The sequence below is a fragment of the Pseudomonas sp. LS.1a genome, from assembly GCF_022533585.1.
Classification (GTDB): domain Bacteria; phylum Pseudomonadota; class Gammaproteobacteria; order Pseudomonadales; family Pseudomonadaceae; genus Aquipseudomonas.
In genome coordinates this window covers 5,406,586-5,418,489 of sequence record NZ_CP092827.1, presented here as the reverse complement: position 1 = coordinate 5,418,489, position 11,904 = coordinate 5,406,586, and the positions used below count along the sequence as shown (strand labels likewise).

Genomic DNA, 11,904 nt, shown 5'->3' with positions numbered 1-11,904 from the left:
GTTTTCAGATTTTCGGTGGCCCCGGGTAGCCGCAGGCGGCCCAGGATTCGGGGCGTTCGTACCAGGCCATCTGCAGCAACTGCAGCAGCGAGGCGTGGCCCATGCGCAGCAGGTTCAGCGAGCTGTCCTGCCAACGTTGCAGGAAGGCCGTGACCTGCGCGGCGCTGGCTTGGTCCCAGGCGCCCCAGACACCGGTCAGGGGACCACGGGTGAGCGGCAGGCTGAGCACGTCGAACAACTGCCGGGTGAGCTTGAGCATTTCCGGCGACAGCGCCGCCAGCTTGTGGTCGAGGCTGTGCAGCACCAGGGTCTCGGCGGCCTGCGTACCGGCCAGTACCACCGGGATCAACGCGCGCAACAGCGGCAGGTCGTCGTTGCGCAATACCTGGTAGCCGGTCGCGGCTGTTTGTGCGCTGCAGCCGACCAGGCTGGTACCGGCCAGAAAGACGCTGGCACCAAGGCTGAAGCGCAGCAGTTCGCGGCGGTGCATGGGCTGGCCCTCAGCGGATGAACAGCTTGAAGACCAGGCGCTGCAAGGCTTTGCCATAAGGCGGGTAGACCAGCCTGGTAGCGTTGAAGCGCTGCTTGGCCAGTACCGCCTTGGCCTTGCTGAAGGTCAGGAACCCGTCATGGCCATGGTAATGGCCCATGCCTGAAGGGCCGATGCCGCCGAATGGCAAGTCGTCCTGGGCGACGTGCAGCAGGGTGTCGTTCAGGCACACTCCACCGGAGTGGGTGTGGCGCAACACCTGCTCCTGGCCGGCGCGGTCATGGCCGAAGTAGTACAGCGCCAGCGGGCGGGGGCGCTGGTTGATGTAGGCCAGTGCCTGCTCAAGGCTGTCGTAGGGCAGCAGCGGCAGCAGCGGGCCGAAGATTTCATCCTGCATCACCTGCATGCCGTCGTTCACGTCCAGCAGCAGGTGCGGCGGCAGGCGCCGGCCCTGGCGGGTTTCGCCGGGGTACAGGTCGAGCACCTGCGCCCCTTTGGCGTGGGCATCGTCCAGCAGGTGCTGCAAACGCTGCAGTTGGCGCGGGTTGATGATGGCGGTGTAGTCGGGGTTGTCGGCGATGCGCGGGTACAGACGGCGGACGGCACGCTGGTAGGCGTCGCTGAAGGCCTCCAGCCGCTCGCGCGGCACCAGCACGTAATCGGGGGCAACGCAGGTCTGGCCCGCGTTGAGGGTCTTGCCGAAGGCGATGCGCTCGGCGGCGCTGTCCAGCGGTACGTCGGCCGAGACTATGGCCGGTGACTTGCCACCCAGTTCCAGGGTGACCGGGGTCAGGTTGTGCGCTGCAGCCAGCATTACCTGGCGACCCACGCTGGTGGCGCCGGTGAACAGCAGGTGGTCGAACGGCAGGCGGGCAAAGGCCTGGCCTACCTCAACCTCGCCGAGCACCACGCTGACCAGGTCACAGGGGAACACCCGCTCCAGCAACTGCTTAAGCGCCAGGCCAGTGGCAGGCGTGGCTTCGCTGAGCTTGAGCATGACCCGGTTGCCGGCGGCCAGGGCACACGTCAGTGGGCCGATGGCAAGGAACAGCGGGTAGTTCCACGGCACGATGATGCCGACCACGCCCAGGGGTTGGTAGCGTACCTGTGCGCTGGCCGGCTGGAAGGCCAGGCCGACCCTGCGCCGACTGGCGCGCATCCAGCGTTGCAGGTGCTTTTCGGCGTGGCGCAGGCCTTGCACCGAGGGCAGCAGTTCGGCCAGCAGGGTCTCGTCGGCGCTGCGCCCTTCAAAGTCCTCGCCGATGGCCTCGATCAGTTCGGCCTGGCTGGCCAGCAAGGCTGCACGCAGGCTTTTCAGCCATTGGCGCCGCTGCGCGGCCGGCGGCAATGGGTTGCCGGCAAAGGCCTGGCGCTGGGCGGCGAACGTCGCCGCAAGGTCGAGGTCGAATTGCACAGGGGGCAAGGCACTGGGCGAGTTCATGGCGGCTTCGAGTCCGGGCAGGGAATCCCTAGAGCCTATACTCTAATTTGTACGATGGTGCGAATTTTTCCGCGCTGTCGAGCGGTGCATTCCACCGCCAATACGCCGTAAGATGACCCTTTGATGAAGGCCCGCAGACTGGGAGCTGAGCATGGCCCCGCGCATGAAGACCCGAGAGCGCATCGTGCAGAACAGCCTGGAGCTGTTCAACCAGCAGGGCGAACGCAGCGTCAGTACCAACCACATTGCCGCGCACATGGAAATTTCGCCCGGCAACCTGTATTACCACTTCCCCAACAAGCAGGCGATCATTGCCCTGTTGTTCAGCCAGTACGAAGAACTGGTGGACAGCTTCCTGCGCCCGCCACAAGGCCGTGCGCCGACTGTGGAGGACAAGCGCTTCTACCTAAAGGCGTTGCTGGCGGCGATGTGGAACTACCGCTTCCTGCACCGCGACCTGGAGCACCTGCTGGACAGCGACCCGGAGCTGGCCGCTCGTTACCGGCGCTTTTCCGAGCGCTGCCTGCGCCAGGGCCAGGCGATCTACCGTGGCTTCGTCGAGGCGGGCATCCTGGCCATGGCGCCGGCGCAGATCGAATCGCTGACCATCAACGCCTGGATCGTGCTGACGTCCTGGGTACGTTTTCTCAGTACCACGCGGGAGCATTCCGCGCACCTGGGTGAAGAAGCCTTCAAGCGTGGCGTCTACCAGGTACTGGTGCTGGAGCTCGGCTTCGTCACCGATAACGCCCGCAATGCCGTGGACGCCCTGTGCCAGGAATTCCATGTACCGTTCAACCAGGCCCTGGAGCACTAGCCCGGGGCCCCAGTGCTATCGATAGTGCCATCGATCAGGAGATTGTCATGCCCCTTGCGCAATTGATCACCCCGCAGCAGTTGGCCGAGCGTCTGGGCTCGCCCAAGTTGGTGATTCTCGACTGCCGCTTTGCCCTCGAGGATGTGGACTATGGCCAACGCAGCTATGCCTTGGGGCATATTGCCGGGGCGCATTTTGCCGACCTGGAGCGTGACCTCAGCGGGCCGGTGAGCAAGGGGCGCACCGGGCGCCACCCGTTGCCGGATCCGCGTCGGCTGGTCGAGCGCCTGCGCGAGTGGGGCCTGGACGACGACAGCGAGGTGGTGCTGTACGATGACGGCCCCGGCGCTTATGCCGCCCGTGCCTGGTGGCTGCTGGCCTGGCTGGGCAAGCGCAGCGGCGTGGCGATCCTCGACGGTGGCCTGAAGGCCTGGCATGCGGCGCACCTGCCGCTGAGCCTGGACCCGCCGCTCAAGCGGGAAGGCACCTTCAACGGTGAGCCGGACGGCAAGCTGCTGATCGATGCCGAGCACCTCGCCAAGCGCCTGGGTGACGCAGACCTGACCTTGATCGATGCGCGTGCCTTGCCGCGCTTCCGTGGCGAAGTGGAACCGATCGACCCGGTGGCGGGGCATATTCCCGGGGCGCAGTGTGCGGCGTTTACCGACAACCTGGGGGATGATGGGCGCTTTTTGCCGGCGGATCAGCTCAAACAGCGCTTTGCCGAGAAACTGGCCGGGCGGGCGCCGGAGCAGTTGGTGGCGTATTGCGGGTCAGGGGTGACGGCGTGTCATAACCTGTTTGCCCTGGCGTTGGCCGGGTATCCGCTGGGCAAGCTGTATGCCGGGTCGTGGAGTGAGTGGATCAACGATCCGCAGCATGGCGTAGCCACTGGCGAATAAGCCGGTCAAATCCTGTAGAAGATCGCCCAGGCCCTGTGGGAGCGGGCGAGCCCGCGAAGCATGCAACGCGGTGGCTGGCACCGGCTGCGCCGGTGTTCGCGGGCGCGCCCGCTTCCACAGAGTTCCTGCAAAACAATCGTTTATGTGCCTTCCAACAGCCACTGTGGAATCCGCCGCTCCAGGTAGTACCCCGGGTTACGCAGGCTGCCATCGACAAAGCCCACATGGCCGCCGCGGCTGTGCAGTTCGAAGCGGGTCTGCGGCGCCAGTTCGCGGGCAGTTGGCAGGCTGTGGCCGGCGACGAAAGGGTCATCGCTGGAATGGATGATCAGCGTCGGCGTGCGGTTCTGGCCGAGGAAGAAATGACTCGATGAACGGCGGTAGTAATCGTGGGCATCGCGAAAGCCATTCAGTGGTGCGGTAACCTTGCCGTCGAAGTCCCAGAAGGTGCGCAGGTTGCCCAGCGGCCCCAGCCGTTGCAGCGTCGCCAGCCGTTCATGCTGGCCCTTGTCGTGGAAGTGCCGCTGCTTGAGCTGCACATACGCCAGCATCTCGCGCATGAAATGCGCCTGGTACACCTTTGAAAAGCCCTGGCCGATGCGGTCGGCGCAGTGGTCCAGGCGAAATGGCACCGACACTGCCACCGCCGCCTGCAACTGGCTGGCGACTCCGCTTTCGCCCAGGTATTTCAGCAGCACATTGCCGCCCAGCGAATAACCCACCGCATACAACGGCGCCAACGGCCGCTGGGCGCGCAGGTGGTTGACTATTTCCGCCAGGTCTTCGCTGGCGCCGGAATGGTAGCTGCGTGGCAGCAGGTTGGGCTCGCCCGAGCAACCGCGCCAGTTCACTGCCACGCTGGCCCAGCCGCGGCCTTGCAGCGCTTGCTGCAAGCCTTTGACGTAGGGCGAGTTGGACGAACCGGTCAACCCGTGCAGCACCAGCACCAGCGGCGCATGCGGCTGGTGCGGGCCGTGCCAGTCCAGGTCGATGAAGTCGCCATCGGCCAGCCACAGCCGCTCGCGGTTGCGCTGCAGTTCGGGCAGCTTGCGCCACAGTGGCCCCCACAGGGTTTGCAGGTGGGGGTTGGACAGGCCGATGGCCGGGCGGAATGTGGCGCTGGGGCTGGGCATGCTGGGCGACTCGTGATGTGCCTGCCTAGAGTGCCATGAAACAGCGGCACTGTACCTGCGCTATTGGTCGGTGGTGGCGTGTACCAAGCCTGCTGGCGCAAGTGGGGAGGGGCGCGCGGTCATGGTTGAAGTGCTCCTGCAGGAAACGAAGGAGCAGCTTCAGCCATGGGGGCAGGTTTGTGGTAACCAAATACGGCAACCCTGGGTTACCGGATCAACCCCGTTGCCAAAGTGCGTAGTGCACCTGGCCGGTCTTCTTCTCACGGTGCAGGCGCCAGTTGCCCGGCAACTGCAAGGTCGATGGCGCTGCCTCGCTTTCGGTGTAGATCCACGCCTGTTCGCGAAGCCACTGGTTCTGTTCCAGCAGGTTGCAGGTGTCAGCCAGCAGGTCCTGGTGGAACGGCGGGTCGAGGAACACCACATCGAACTGCTGCTTGGCCGGGCCTTGCAGATAGCGCAGGGCGTCGGTCTGCAGGATTTGCCCACGCGGGCAGCGCAGGATCTCGAGGTTGTTCTTCAGGTTGGCGATGGCCGCCGGGTTGCTGTCCAGCGCCACGGCGTCCTCGGCCCCGCGGGACAGGGCTTCGAGCACCAGGGCGCCGCTGCCGGTGAAGGCGTCCAGCACGCGGGCACCCTCGATATAGGGTGCCAGCCAGTTGAACAGGGTTTCGCGCACGCGGTCGGGCGTTGGCCGCAGGCCTTCGCCTTCCGGCACCGCCAGACGGCGGCTGCGCCATTCGCCGGCGATGATGCGCAGGTGGCCCTGGCCCTTGCTTTGGCCCGGTTGCGGGCGGGCGGGAGGGGTGGATCTTGGCATTAGTGCTCCGGTACCCCGAGCGGCTGCTCGGAGGGCTTGTCAGTGGGTGCTGGCAGCGGTTTTTGCGGCACTTTCGGGCCAGCGGTGACGATCACCAGTTTATCGGCTGACAGGTGTTTGTTCATGGCCGTTCTTACCTGCTCGACGGTGAGGGCCTGGGACTGCTGCATGAAGTCCTCCAGCCAGGTCAGCGGCAGGTTGTAGAAGCCAATGGCACCCAGTTGGCCGACGATACTGGCGTTGCTGGCATTGGACAGCGGGAAGCTGCCAGCCAGTTCGCGCTTGGCATCGTCCAGCTCCTGCTGGGTGGGGCCGGCCTTGAGGTAGTCGGCGAGAATATCCTGCACCAGCTTGAGCGTGCCCTCGCTGAGTTCGGCACGGGTCTGCAGGTTGATCATGAACGGGCCGCGCACCTGCATCGGGCTGAACACCGAGTACACGCCGTAGGTCAGGCCGCGCTTTTCACGCACCTCGCTCATCAGCCGGGTGCCGAACGCACCGCCGCCGAGGATCTGGTTGCCCAATGACAGGGCCGGCCAGTCCGGGTCCTGGCGGTCGATGCCGAGTTCGGCCAGCATCAGGTGAGTCTGCTTGGACGGGAAGTCGATGTGGGTCAGGCCTGCCTTGGTTTCGCCGGGTTGGGCCGGTGCGGCCAGCGCGGGGCCCTTGGGCAGGCCAGCTGATACCTGGGCGGCGATGGCTTCTGCCTCGGCGCGGCTGAGATCGCCGACCAGGGCGATGACCGCGTTGCCGCTGGTGTAGGCCTTGGCGTGGAAGGCGCGAAGCTGTGCCAGGGTGATGCCGCTGATGGTTTCGGCGGTGCCGTCGCTCGGGTGGGCGTAGGGGTGGTCGCCGTAGAGCTTGGCGAACAGGGCCTTGCCAGCGACCTTGCCGGGGTTCTGCTTTTCATACTCGAAGCCGGCCAGCATCTGGTTCTTGATGCGCTTGAGGGCGTCTTCGGGGAAGGTCGGCTTGCCGGCTACCTCGGTGAACAGCTTGAGCGCCGGTTCGCGCTTGTCCCTGGCGCTGAGGCTGCGCAGCGAAGCCACGGCCATATCGCGGTAGGAACCGTTGCCAAAGTCGGCGCCCAGGCCCTCGAAGCCTTCGGCGATGGCAGTCACGTCCTTGCCGGCCACGCCCTCGTTGAGCATGGCGTTGGTCAGGGCGGCAAGGCCTGGGGTGCCGCCATCCTGGCTGCTGCCGGCGGCGAAGGTGACGCGCAGGTCGAACATCGGCAGTTCGCGGGCTTCGACGAACAGCACCCGGGCGCCTTCGGCGGTGTTCCAGTGCTGGATGTTCAATTGGCGCCGGCTGGGCGCCTTGCCATCCAGCTCGGCCAGCGACTGCAAGGTGTTGGCCGGGCGAGCCGCGTTGCTGTCGGCTTTGGCGGCGTTGTCGGCCATGACCGGAGCGGCCAGCACCGCTGCCAGCGCCAGTGCGCGGATGCCCGTGGCCAGCAGGGTTGGGCGTGGTGCGCGGCGATCACTCATGAGCGGACTCCTCGGGCAGTACATGGGCAACGCTCAGGCGTTCGCGGGTGAAGTAGGTGCGCGCGGCGTTCTGGATGTCCTGCGGGGTAACGCGCCTGAGTTCGTCCAGCTCGCTGTCGATCAGCTTCCAGGACAGGCCGACGGTTTCCAGTTGCCCGATGGTGGTGGCCTGGCTGCTGATGGAGTCGCGGTCGTAGACCAGGCCGGCAATGACCTGGGCGCGTACGCGCTCCAGCTCTTCGGCGCTGGGTGGGGTGGTCTTGAGCTCATCCAGCAGCTGCCAGACGCCTTTCTCGACATCGGTGAGGGTTTTCTGCTTCTGCACGTTCGGGGTGGCCGAGATCAGGAACAGGCTGTCGCCACGGGTGAAGGCGTTGTAGCTGGACGAAGCGCCGGCCACCAGCTCCTGGCCACGCTCCAGGCGTGCCGGCATGCGGGCACTGTAGCCGCCGTCGAGCAGCGCCGAGATCAGGCGCAGGGCATGCACTGTACGCGGGTCCTTGGCAGTGGGCAGGCCAGGTACGTTGAAACCGTAGATCAGGCTCGGCAACTGGGTGCGCACATGCAGGGTCAGCTGGCGCTGGCCTGGTTTGGCCAGTTCGAGCGGCAACTTGGCCGGCGGCACGGCACGTTTGGGGATGCTGCCGAAGTACTTTTGCGCCAGGCCCTTGACCTCATCGGCGGTGACATCGCCGACCACCACCAGGGTGGCGTTATTGGGGGCGTACCAGGCTTCGTACCAGTGGCGCAGTTCCTCGACCTTCATGCGCTCCAGGTCGGCCATCCAGCCGATGGTCGGGGTGTGGTAGCCGCTGGCCGGGTAGGCCATGGCGCGGAACAGCTCGAACGCCTTGGCGTTGGGCTGGTCGTCGGTGCGCAGGCGGCGTTCTTCCTTGATCACCTCGATTTCGCGGCTGAACTCGTCGGCGGGCAGGCGCAGGCTGGCCAGGCGGTCGGCCTCCAGCTCCAGGGCCACCGGCAGGCGGTCGCGGGCCAGTACCTGGTAATAGGCGGTGTAGTCATCACTGGTGAAGGCGTTTTCTTCGGCGCCAATGTCACGCAGGATGCGCGAGGCCTCGCCGGGGCCGACCTTGGCGCTGCCTTTGAACATCATGTGTTCCAGCGCGTGGGACAGGCCGGTCTGGCCCGGGGTTTCGTAGCTGGAGCCAACCTTGTACCAGATCTGCGAGACAACCACCGGGGCGCGATGGTCCTCGCGCACGACCACTTTCAGGCCGTTGTCGAGGATGAATTCGTGGGTGGGTTGCACATCGGCGGCGAAGGCCGTGAGTGGCAGGCAGAGCGTGCCAAGCAACAGGCCAGCGGCGCGGCGGGCTAGAGCATTCATACGGTGTTTAACCTGTTCGACGGCCCGCTGGGTTTAGCGTCGGCGGGCCAGGAGGTGCTAGGATACTGATCCGGTTGCCTGGCGACCATGCCTGTCGCCGTTCTGGCCCGCAGGACACTAAGACAAAACGTTGCGCATGAACCAGCCGGCTTCAAGATAGTCTGTTCTGCGTAGAGAGAATTCCTGATGCGCCATAGCTGGCCCATCGCTACCCTGAGATAGCCGTCTTCCATGTTTGGTTCCAACGACGACAAAAAAGCGCCGGCCGAGGCTGGCGAAAAGAAAGGCCTGTTCAGCTGGTTCCGCAAGAAACCGCAGCAACCTGTGGCAACGGGCGTGCCCGCGAATGAAGCCCCCGCCGTCGAGCAGCCTGCAGCCGCTCCGGTCGAGGGATCTACCGCCGAAGTGGCACAGGCCCCCGAGCCCGTTCAGGCCCCTGCGGCCCCACAGCTGACTGAACCGCAGCAGGTCCCCGCACCAGCCCTGTCCCCGGTAGTCGAGGCCCCCGTTCCCGAACCGGTTGCTTCCCAGCCGTTGCAGGCCCCTGAGCCCGAACCGGTCGCGTCCCGGCCGTTGGTGGCACCTGCACCGCAACCGGTCGCGTCGATGCCCTTGCAGGCAGCCCTGGTCGAACCGGCCCCTGTCGAGGCGGCCCCGGTCGTCGAGCCGGTCGCGCCGGTCAGCAACCTGGTGCTGCCGGTTGCCGAAGAGCCCGTGGCCCTGGTGCCGGACCTGGAGCCGAAAGCGCCGCCCGCCATCCCGGAACGCCCTGCACCAGCGCCTGCTGCCCCTGTGGCTGCGGCCCCGGTCGCCGCGCAGGCCGAACAGGCCAAGCCCGGCTTCTTCGCCCGCCTCAAGCAGGGCCTGTCGAAGACCAGCGCCAGCATCGGCGAGGGCATGGCCAGCCTGTTCCTGGGCAAGAAAGTCATCGATGACGACCTGCTCGACGAAATCGAAACCCGCCTGCTGACCGCCGACGTTGGTGTGGAAGCCACTTCGACCATCGTCCAGAACCTGACCCAGAAGGTTGCACGCAAGCAGCTGGCCGACGCCGATGCCCTGTACAAGTCGCTGCAGGAAGAGCTGGCTGCGCTGCTGCGCCCGGTCGAGCAGCCACTGGTGGTACAGGCGCAGAACAAGCCTTATGTGATCCTGGTGGTCGGTGTGAACGGTGCCGGCAAGACCACCACCATCGGCAAACTGGCCAAGAAGCTGCAGCTTGAAGGCAAGAAAGTGATGCTGGCAGCTGGTGACACCTTCCGTGCCGCTGCGGTCGAGCAGTTGCAGGTGTGGGGCGAGCGTAACCAGATCCCGGTGATCGCCCAGCACACCGGTGCCGACTCCGCTTCGGTGATCTTCGATGCCGTACAGGCCGCCAAGGCCCGTGGTGTCGACGTGCTGATCGCCGACACCGCTGGCCGCCTGCACACCAAAGACAACCTGATGGAAGAGCTGAAGAAGGTCCGCCGGGTCATCGGCAAGCTCGACGCCGAGGCGCCGCACGAGGTGCTGCTGGTGCTCGATGCCGGCACCGGCCAGAACGCCATCAGCCAGGCCAAGTACTTCAACCAGAGCGTCGAACTGACCGGTCTGGCCCTGACCAAGCTGGACGGCACTGCCAAGGGCGGTGTGATCTTCGCCCTGGCCAAGCAGTTCAAGCTGCCGATCCGCTTCATCGGTGTCGGTGAAGGCATCGACGACCTGCGTACCTTCGAAGCCGAGCCGTTCGTCAAGGCTCTGTTCGCCGAGCGAGACTGACCATGATCCGATTCGAACAGGTTGCCAAGCGCTACCCCAATGGTCATGTGGGTTTGCATGAGCTGAGTTTCCGGGCGCGCCGGGGCGAATTCCTGTTCGTCACCGGCCATTCGGGCGCGGGCAAGAGCACCTTGCTGCGCCTGCTGCTGGCCATGGAACGCCCGACCAGCGGCAAGCTGATGCTGGCCGGGCAGGACCTGGGCCAGATCAGCAATTCGCAGATCCCGTTCCTGCGCCGGCAGATCGGCGTGGTGTTCCAGAACCACCAGCTGTTGTTCGATCGCACGGTGTTCAACAACATCGCCTTGCCGCTGCAGATTCTCGGCCTGTCCAAGGCCGAGGTCGCCAAGCGCGTGGACTCGGCGCTGGAGCGTGTGTCGCTGGCCGACAAGGGCGAGCTGTTTCCGGCCGACCTGTCCACCGGGCAGCAGCAGCGGGTGGGTATCGCCCGCGCCATCGTTCACCAGCCAGCCCTGCTGCTGGCCGACGAGCCCACCGGTAACCTCGACCCACGCCTGGCAGCAGAGATCATGGGCGTGTTCGAGGATATCAACCGCCTGGGTACCACGGTATTGATCGCCAGCCACGACCTGGCACTGATTGCGCGCATGCGCCACCGCATGCTGACCTTGCAGCGCGGCCGCTTGATCGGCGATGGGGAGGCCGGGCAATGAGCACTACACGTACGCCGAAGGTTTCCGAGCGGGTTGCGCCGAAACCGGCCGACCCGCAACCGGCGAAGAAAAAGCGCGACGACGATGACGGCCCGGATTTCCGCACGCTGCTGCATGCCTGGCTGGAAAGCCACCGTGCCAGCATGGCCGACAGCCTGCGTCGCCTGGGCAAGCAGCCGATCGGCAGCTTTTTCACCTGCCTGGTGATGGCGGTGGCGCTGAGCATGCCCATGGGCCTGTCGTTGCTGCTGAAGAACGTCGAGCAGCTTGGCGGCTCGTGGCAGCGCGCCGCGCAAATTTCGCTGTACCTCAAGCTCGATGCCGGCAGCCGCGAAGGCGAGGCGCTGCGCGACGAGATCAAGGGCATGCCTGGTGTGGCCGACGCGCAGTATGTCAGCCGCGAGCAGGCGCTGGAGGAGTTCCAGCAGCAGTCCGGCCTGGGCGAAGCCCTGCGTGAACTGCCCGACAACCCGCTGCCTGGCGTGGTGGTGGTGACCCCGACCGAGGTCGACAAACCAGCCCTGGAAGCCTTGCGTCAGCGCTTGTCGGAGCTGCCACGGGTGGAAACGGCGCAGCTCGACCTGGTGTGGGTCGAGCGCCTGGCGGCCATCCTCAAGCTGGGTGACCGCTTCGTCTTCGGCCTGGCCGTGATGCTGATTTCTGCGCTGCTGTTAGTAATCGGTAACACAATTCGTCTACACATTGAAAACCGCCGCACCGAGATCGAAGTGATCAAGCTGGTCGGCGGCACAGACGCCTACGTGCGCCGGCCTTTCCTGTACATGGGCGCGCTGTATGGCCTGGGTGCAGGCGTGATCGCATGGGGCATCCTGGCGTTTGGCCTGAACTGGCTGAACGAGGCGGTGGTAGGGCTTTCCGGGCTGTACGGCAGCGACTTCGCCCTGGGCGGGGTACCGGCGTCCGATGGTCTGTCCCTCTTGATCGGGGCGGTGCTGTTGGGGTATATCGGTGCATGGATCGCAGTGGCCCGCCACCTGAACGAGCTGGCGCCGCGATAGTTTTTACCTGCCAGC

11 protein-coding genes are annotated in these 11,904 nt (G+C 65.6%); 5 read left to right on the top strand and 6 right to left on the bottom strand.

The features are described from left to right. Window positions 1-4: 4 nt before the first annotated feature. Both MKK04_RS24930 and MKK04_RS24925 read right to left on the bottom strand, forming a co-directional pair. The gene (locus tag MKK04_RS24930; RefSeq protein ID WP_233694063.1) at window positions 5-490 is read right to left on the bottom strand and encodes a twin-arginine translocation pathway signal protein; all 486 of its coding nucleotides are present in this window, start codon (window positions 488-490) and stop codon (window positions 5-7) included. Between the two features lie 10 nt (window positions 491-500). Further along, window positions 501-1,931 carry a coniferyl aldehyde dehydrogenase gene (locus MKK04_RS24925; RefSeq protein WP_233688142.1) on the bottom strand — a complete coding sequence of 477 codons (1,431 nt, stop codon included), beginning with the start codon at window positions 1,929-1,931 and terminating at the stop codon, window positions 501-503. A gap of 151 nt (window positions 1,932-2,082) precedes the next feature. Here MKK04_RS24925 and MKK04_RS24920 point away from each other — a divergent pair, with 151 nt between their 5' ends. Together MKK04_RS24920 and MKK04_RS24915 are read left to right on the top strand one after the other, a co-directional pair. Continuing rightward, window positions 2,083-2,748, top strand: coding sequence for a TetR/AcrR family transcriptional regulator (locus tag MKK04_RS24920; protein WP_233688143.1), 666 nt, complete (start codon window positions 2,083-2,085; stop codon window positions 2,746-2,748). A 47-nt stretch (window positions 2,749-2,795) separates the two neighbouring features. Continuing rightward, complete coding sequence (locus MKK04_RS24915) at window positions 2,796-3,650, top strand: sulfurtransferase (RefSeq protein WP_233694065.1); 855 nt, start codon at window positions 2,796-2,798, stop codon at window positions 3,648-3,650. 140 nt (window positions 3,651-3,790) lie between these two features. Here MKK04_RS24915 and MKK04_RS24910 read toward each other — a convergent pair whose 3' ends face one another. The 4 genes from MKK04_RS24910 to MKK04_RS24895 form a co-directional block, all read right to left on the bottom strand. After that, complete coding sequence (locus tag MKK04_RS24910; RefSeq protein ID WP_233694066.1) at window positions 3,791-4,783, bottom strand: hydrolase; 993 nt, start codon at window positions 4,781-4,783, stop codon at window positions 3,791-3,793. Window positions 4,784-4,997: 214 nt separating this feature from the next. Continuing rightward, window positions 4,998-5,600: a 16S rRNA (guanine(966)-N(2))-methyltransferase RsmD gene (gene rsmD, locus MKK04_RS24905; RefSeq protein ID WP_233688146.1), complete on the bottom strand. Its 603-nt coding sequence runs from the start codon at window positions 5,598-5,600 to the stop codon at window positions 4,998-5,000. Next, window positions 5,600-7,090: a M16 family metallopeptidase gene (locus tag MKK04_RS24900; protein ID WP_233694067.1), complete on the bottom strand. Its 1,491-nt coding sequence runs from the start codon at window positions 7,088-7,090 to the stop codon at window positions 5,600-5,602. Before MKK04_RS24900 ends, rsmD begins: the two co-directional genes overlap by 1 nt. Further along, window positions 7,083-8,438 (bottom strand): M16 family metallopeptidase, encoded by a 1,356-nt coding sequence (locus MKK04_RS24895; RefSeq protein WP_233694068.1) that lies wholly within the window; start codon window positions 8,436-8,438, stop codon window positions 7,083-7,085. Before MKK04_RS24895 ends, MKK04_RS24900 begins: the two co-directional genes overlap by 8 nt. 231 nt (window positions 8,439-8,669) lie before the next feature. Here MKK04_RS24895 and ftsY point away from each other — a divergent pair, with 231 nt between their 5' ends. The 3 genes from ftsY to ftsX are packed head-to-tail and all read left to right on the top strand — an operon-like array spanning window position 8,670 to window position 11,889. Then, window positions 8,670-10,196 (top strand): signal recognition particle-docking protein FtsY, encoded by a 1,527-nt coding sequence (gene ftsY, locus MKK04_RS24890; RefSeq protein ID WP_207828231.1) that lies wholly within the window; start codon window positions 8,670-8,672, stop codon window positions 10,194-10,196. A gap of 2 nt (window positions 10,197-10,198) precedes the next feature. Then, window positions 10,199-10,870 (top strand): cell division ATP-binding protein FtsE, encoded by a 672-nt coding sequence (ftsE, locus tag MKK04_RS24885; RefSeq protein ID WP_013974630.1) that lies wholly within the window; start codon window positions 10,199-10,201, stop codon window positions 10,868-10,870. Continuing rightward, entirely contained in the window at window positions 10,867-11,889 is a 1,023-nt protein-coding gene (gene ftsX, locus MKK04_RS24880) for a permease-like cell division protein FtsX (protein WP_207828240.1), read from the top strand. The genes ftsE and ftsX overlap by 4 nt, the downstream gene beginning before the upstream one ends. Window positions 11,890-11,904 lie beyond the last annotated feature (15 nt).

Excerpts from the sequence above, each read along its gene's own strand:
- MKK04_RS24930 (WP_233694063.1), bottom strand. The coding sequence starts at position 490 with ATGCACCGCCGCGAACTGCTGCGCTTCAGCCTTGGTGCCAGCGTCTTT.
- MKK04_RS24925 (WP_233688142.1), bottom strand. The coding sequence starts at position 1,931 with ATGAACTCGCCCAGTGCCTTGCCCCCTGTGCAATTCGACCTCGACCTT.
- MKK04_RS24920 (WP_233688143.1), top strand. The coding sequence starts at position 2,083 with ATGGCCCCGCGCATGAAGACCCGAGAGCGCATCGTGCAGAACAGCCTG.
- MKK04_RS24915 (WP_233694065.1), top strand. The coding sequence starts at position 2,796 with ATGCCCCTTGCGCAATTGATCACCCCGCAGCAGTTGGCCGAGCGTCTG.
- MKK04_RS24910 (WP_233694066.1), bottom strand. The coding sequence starts at position 4,783 with ATGCCCAGCCCCAGCGCCACATTCCGCCCGGCCATCGGCCTGTCCAAC.
- rsmD (WP_233688146.1), bottom strand. The coding sequence starts at position 5,600 with ATGCCAAGATCCACCCCTCCCGCCCGCCCGCAACCGGGCCAAAGCAAG.
- MKK04_RS24900 (WP_233694067.1), bottom strand. The coding sequence starts at position 7,090 with ATGAGTGATCGCCGCGCACCACGCCCAACCCTGCTGGCCACGGGCATC.
- MKK04_RS24895 (WP_233694068.1), bottom strand. The coding sequence starts at position 8,438 with ATGAATGCTCTAGCCCGCCGCGCCGCTGGCCTGTTGCTTGGCACGCTC.
- ftsY (WP_207828231.1), top strand. The coding sequence starts at position 8,670 with ATGTTTGGTTCCAACGACGACAAAAAAGCGCCGGCCGAGGCTGGCGAA.
- ftsE (WP_013974630.1), top strand. The coding sequence starts at position 10,199 with ATGATCCGATTCGAACAGGTTGCCAAGCGCTACCCCAATGGTCATGTG.
- ftsX (WP_207828240.1), top strand. The coding sequence starts at position 10,867 with ATGAGCACTACACGTACGCCGAAGGTTTCCGAGCGGGTTGCGCCGAAA.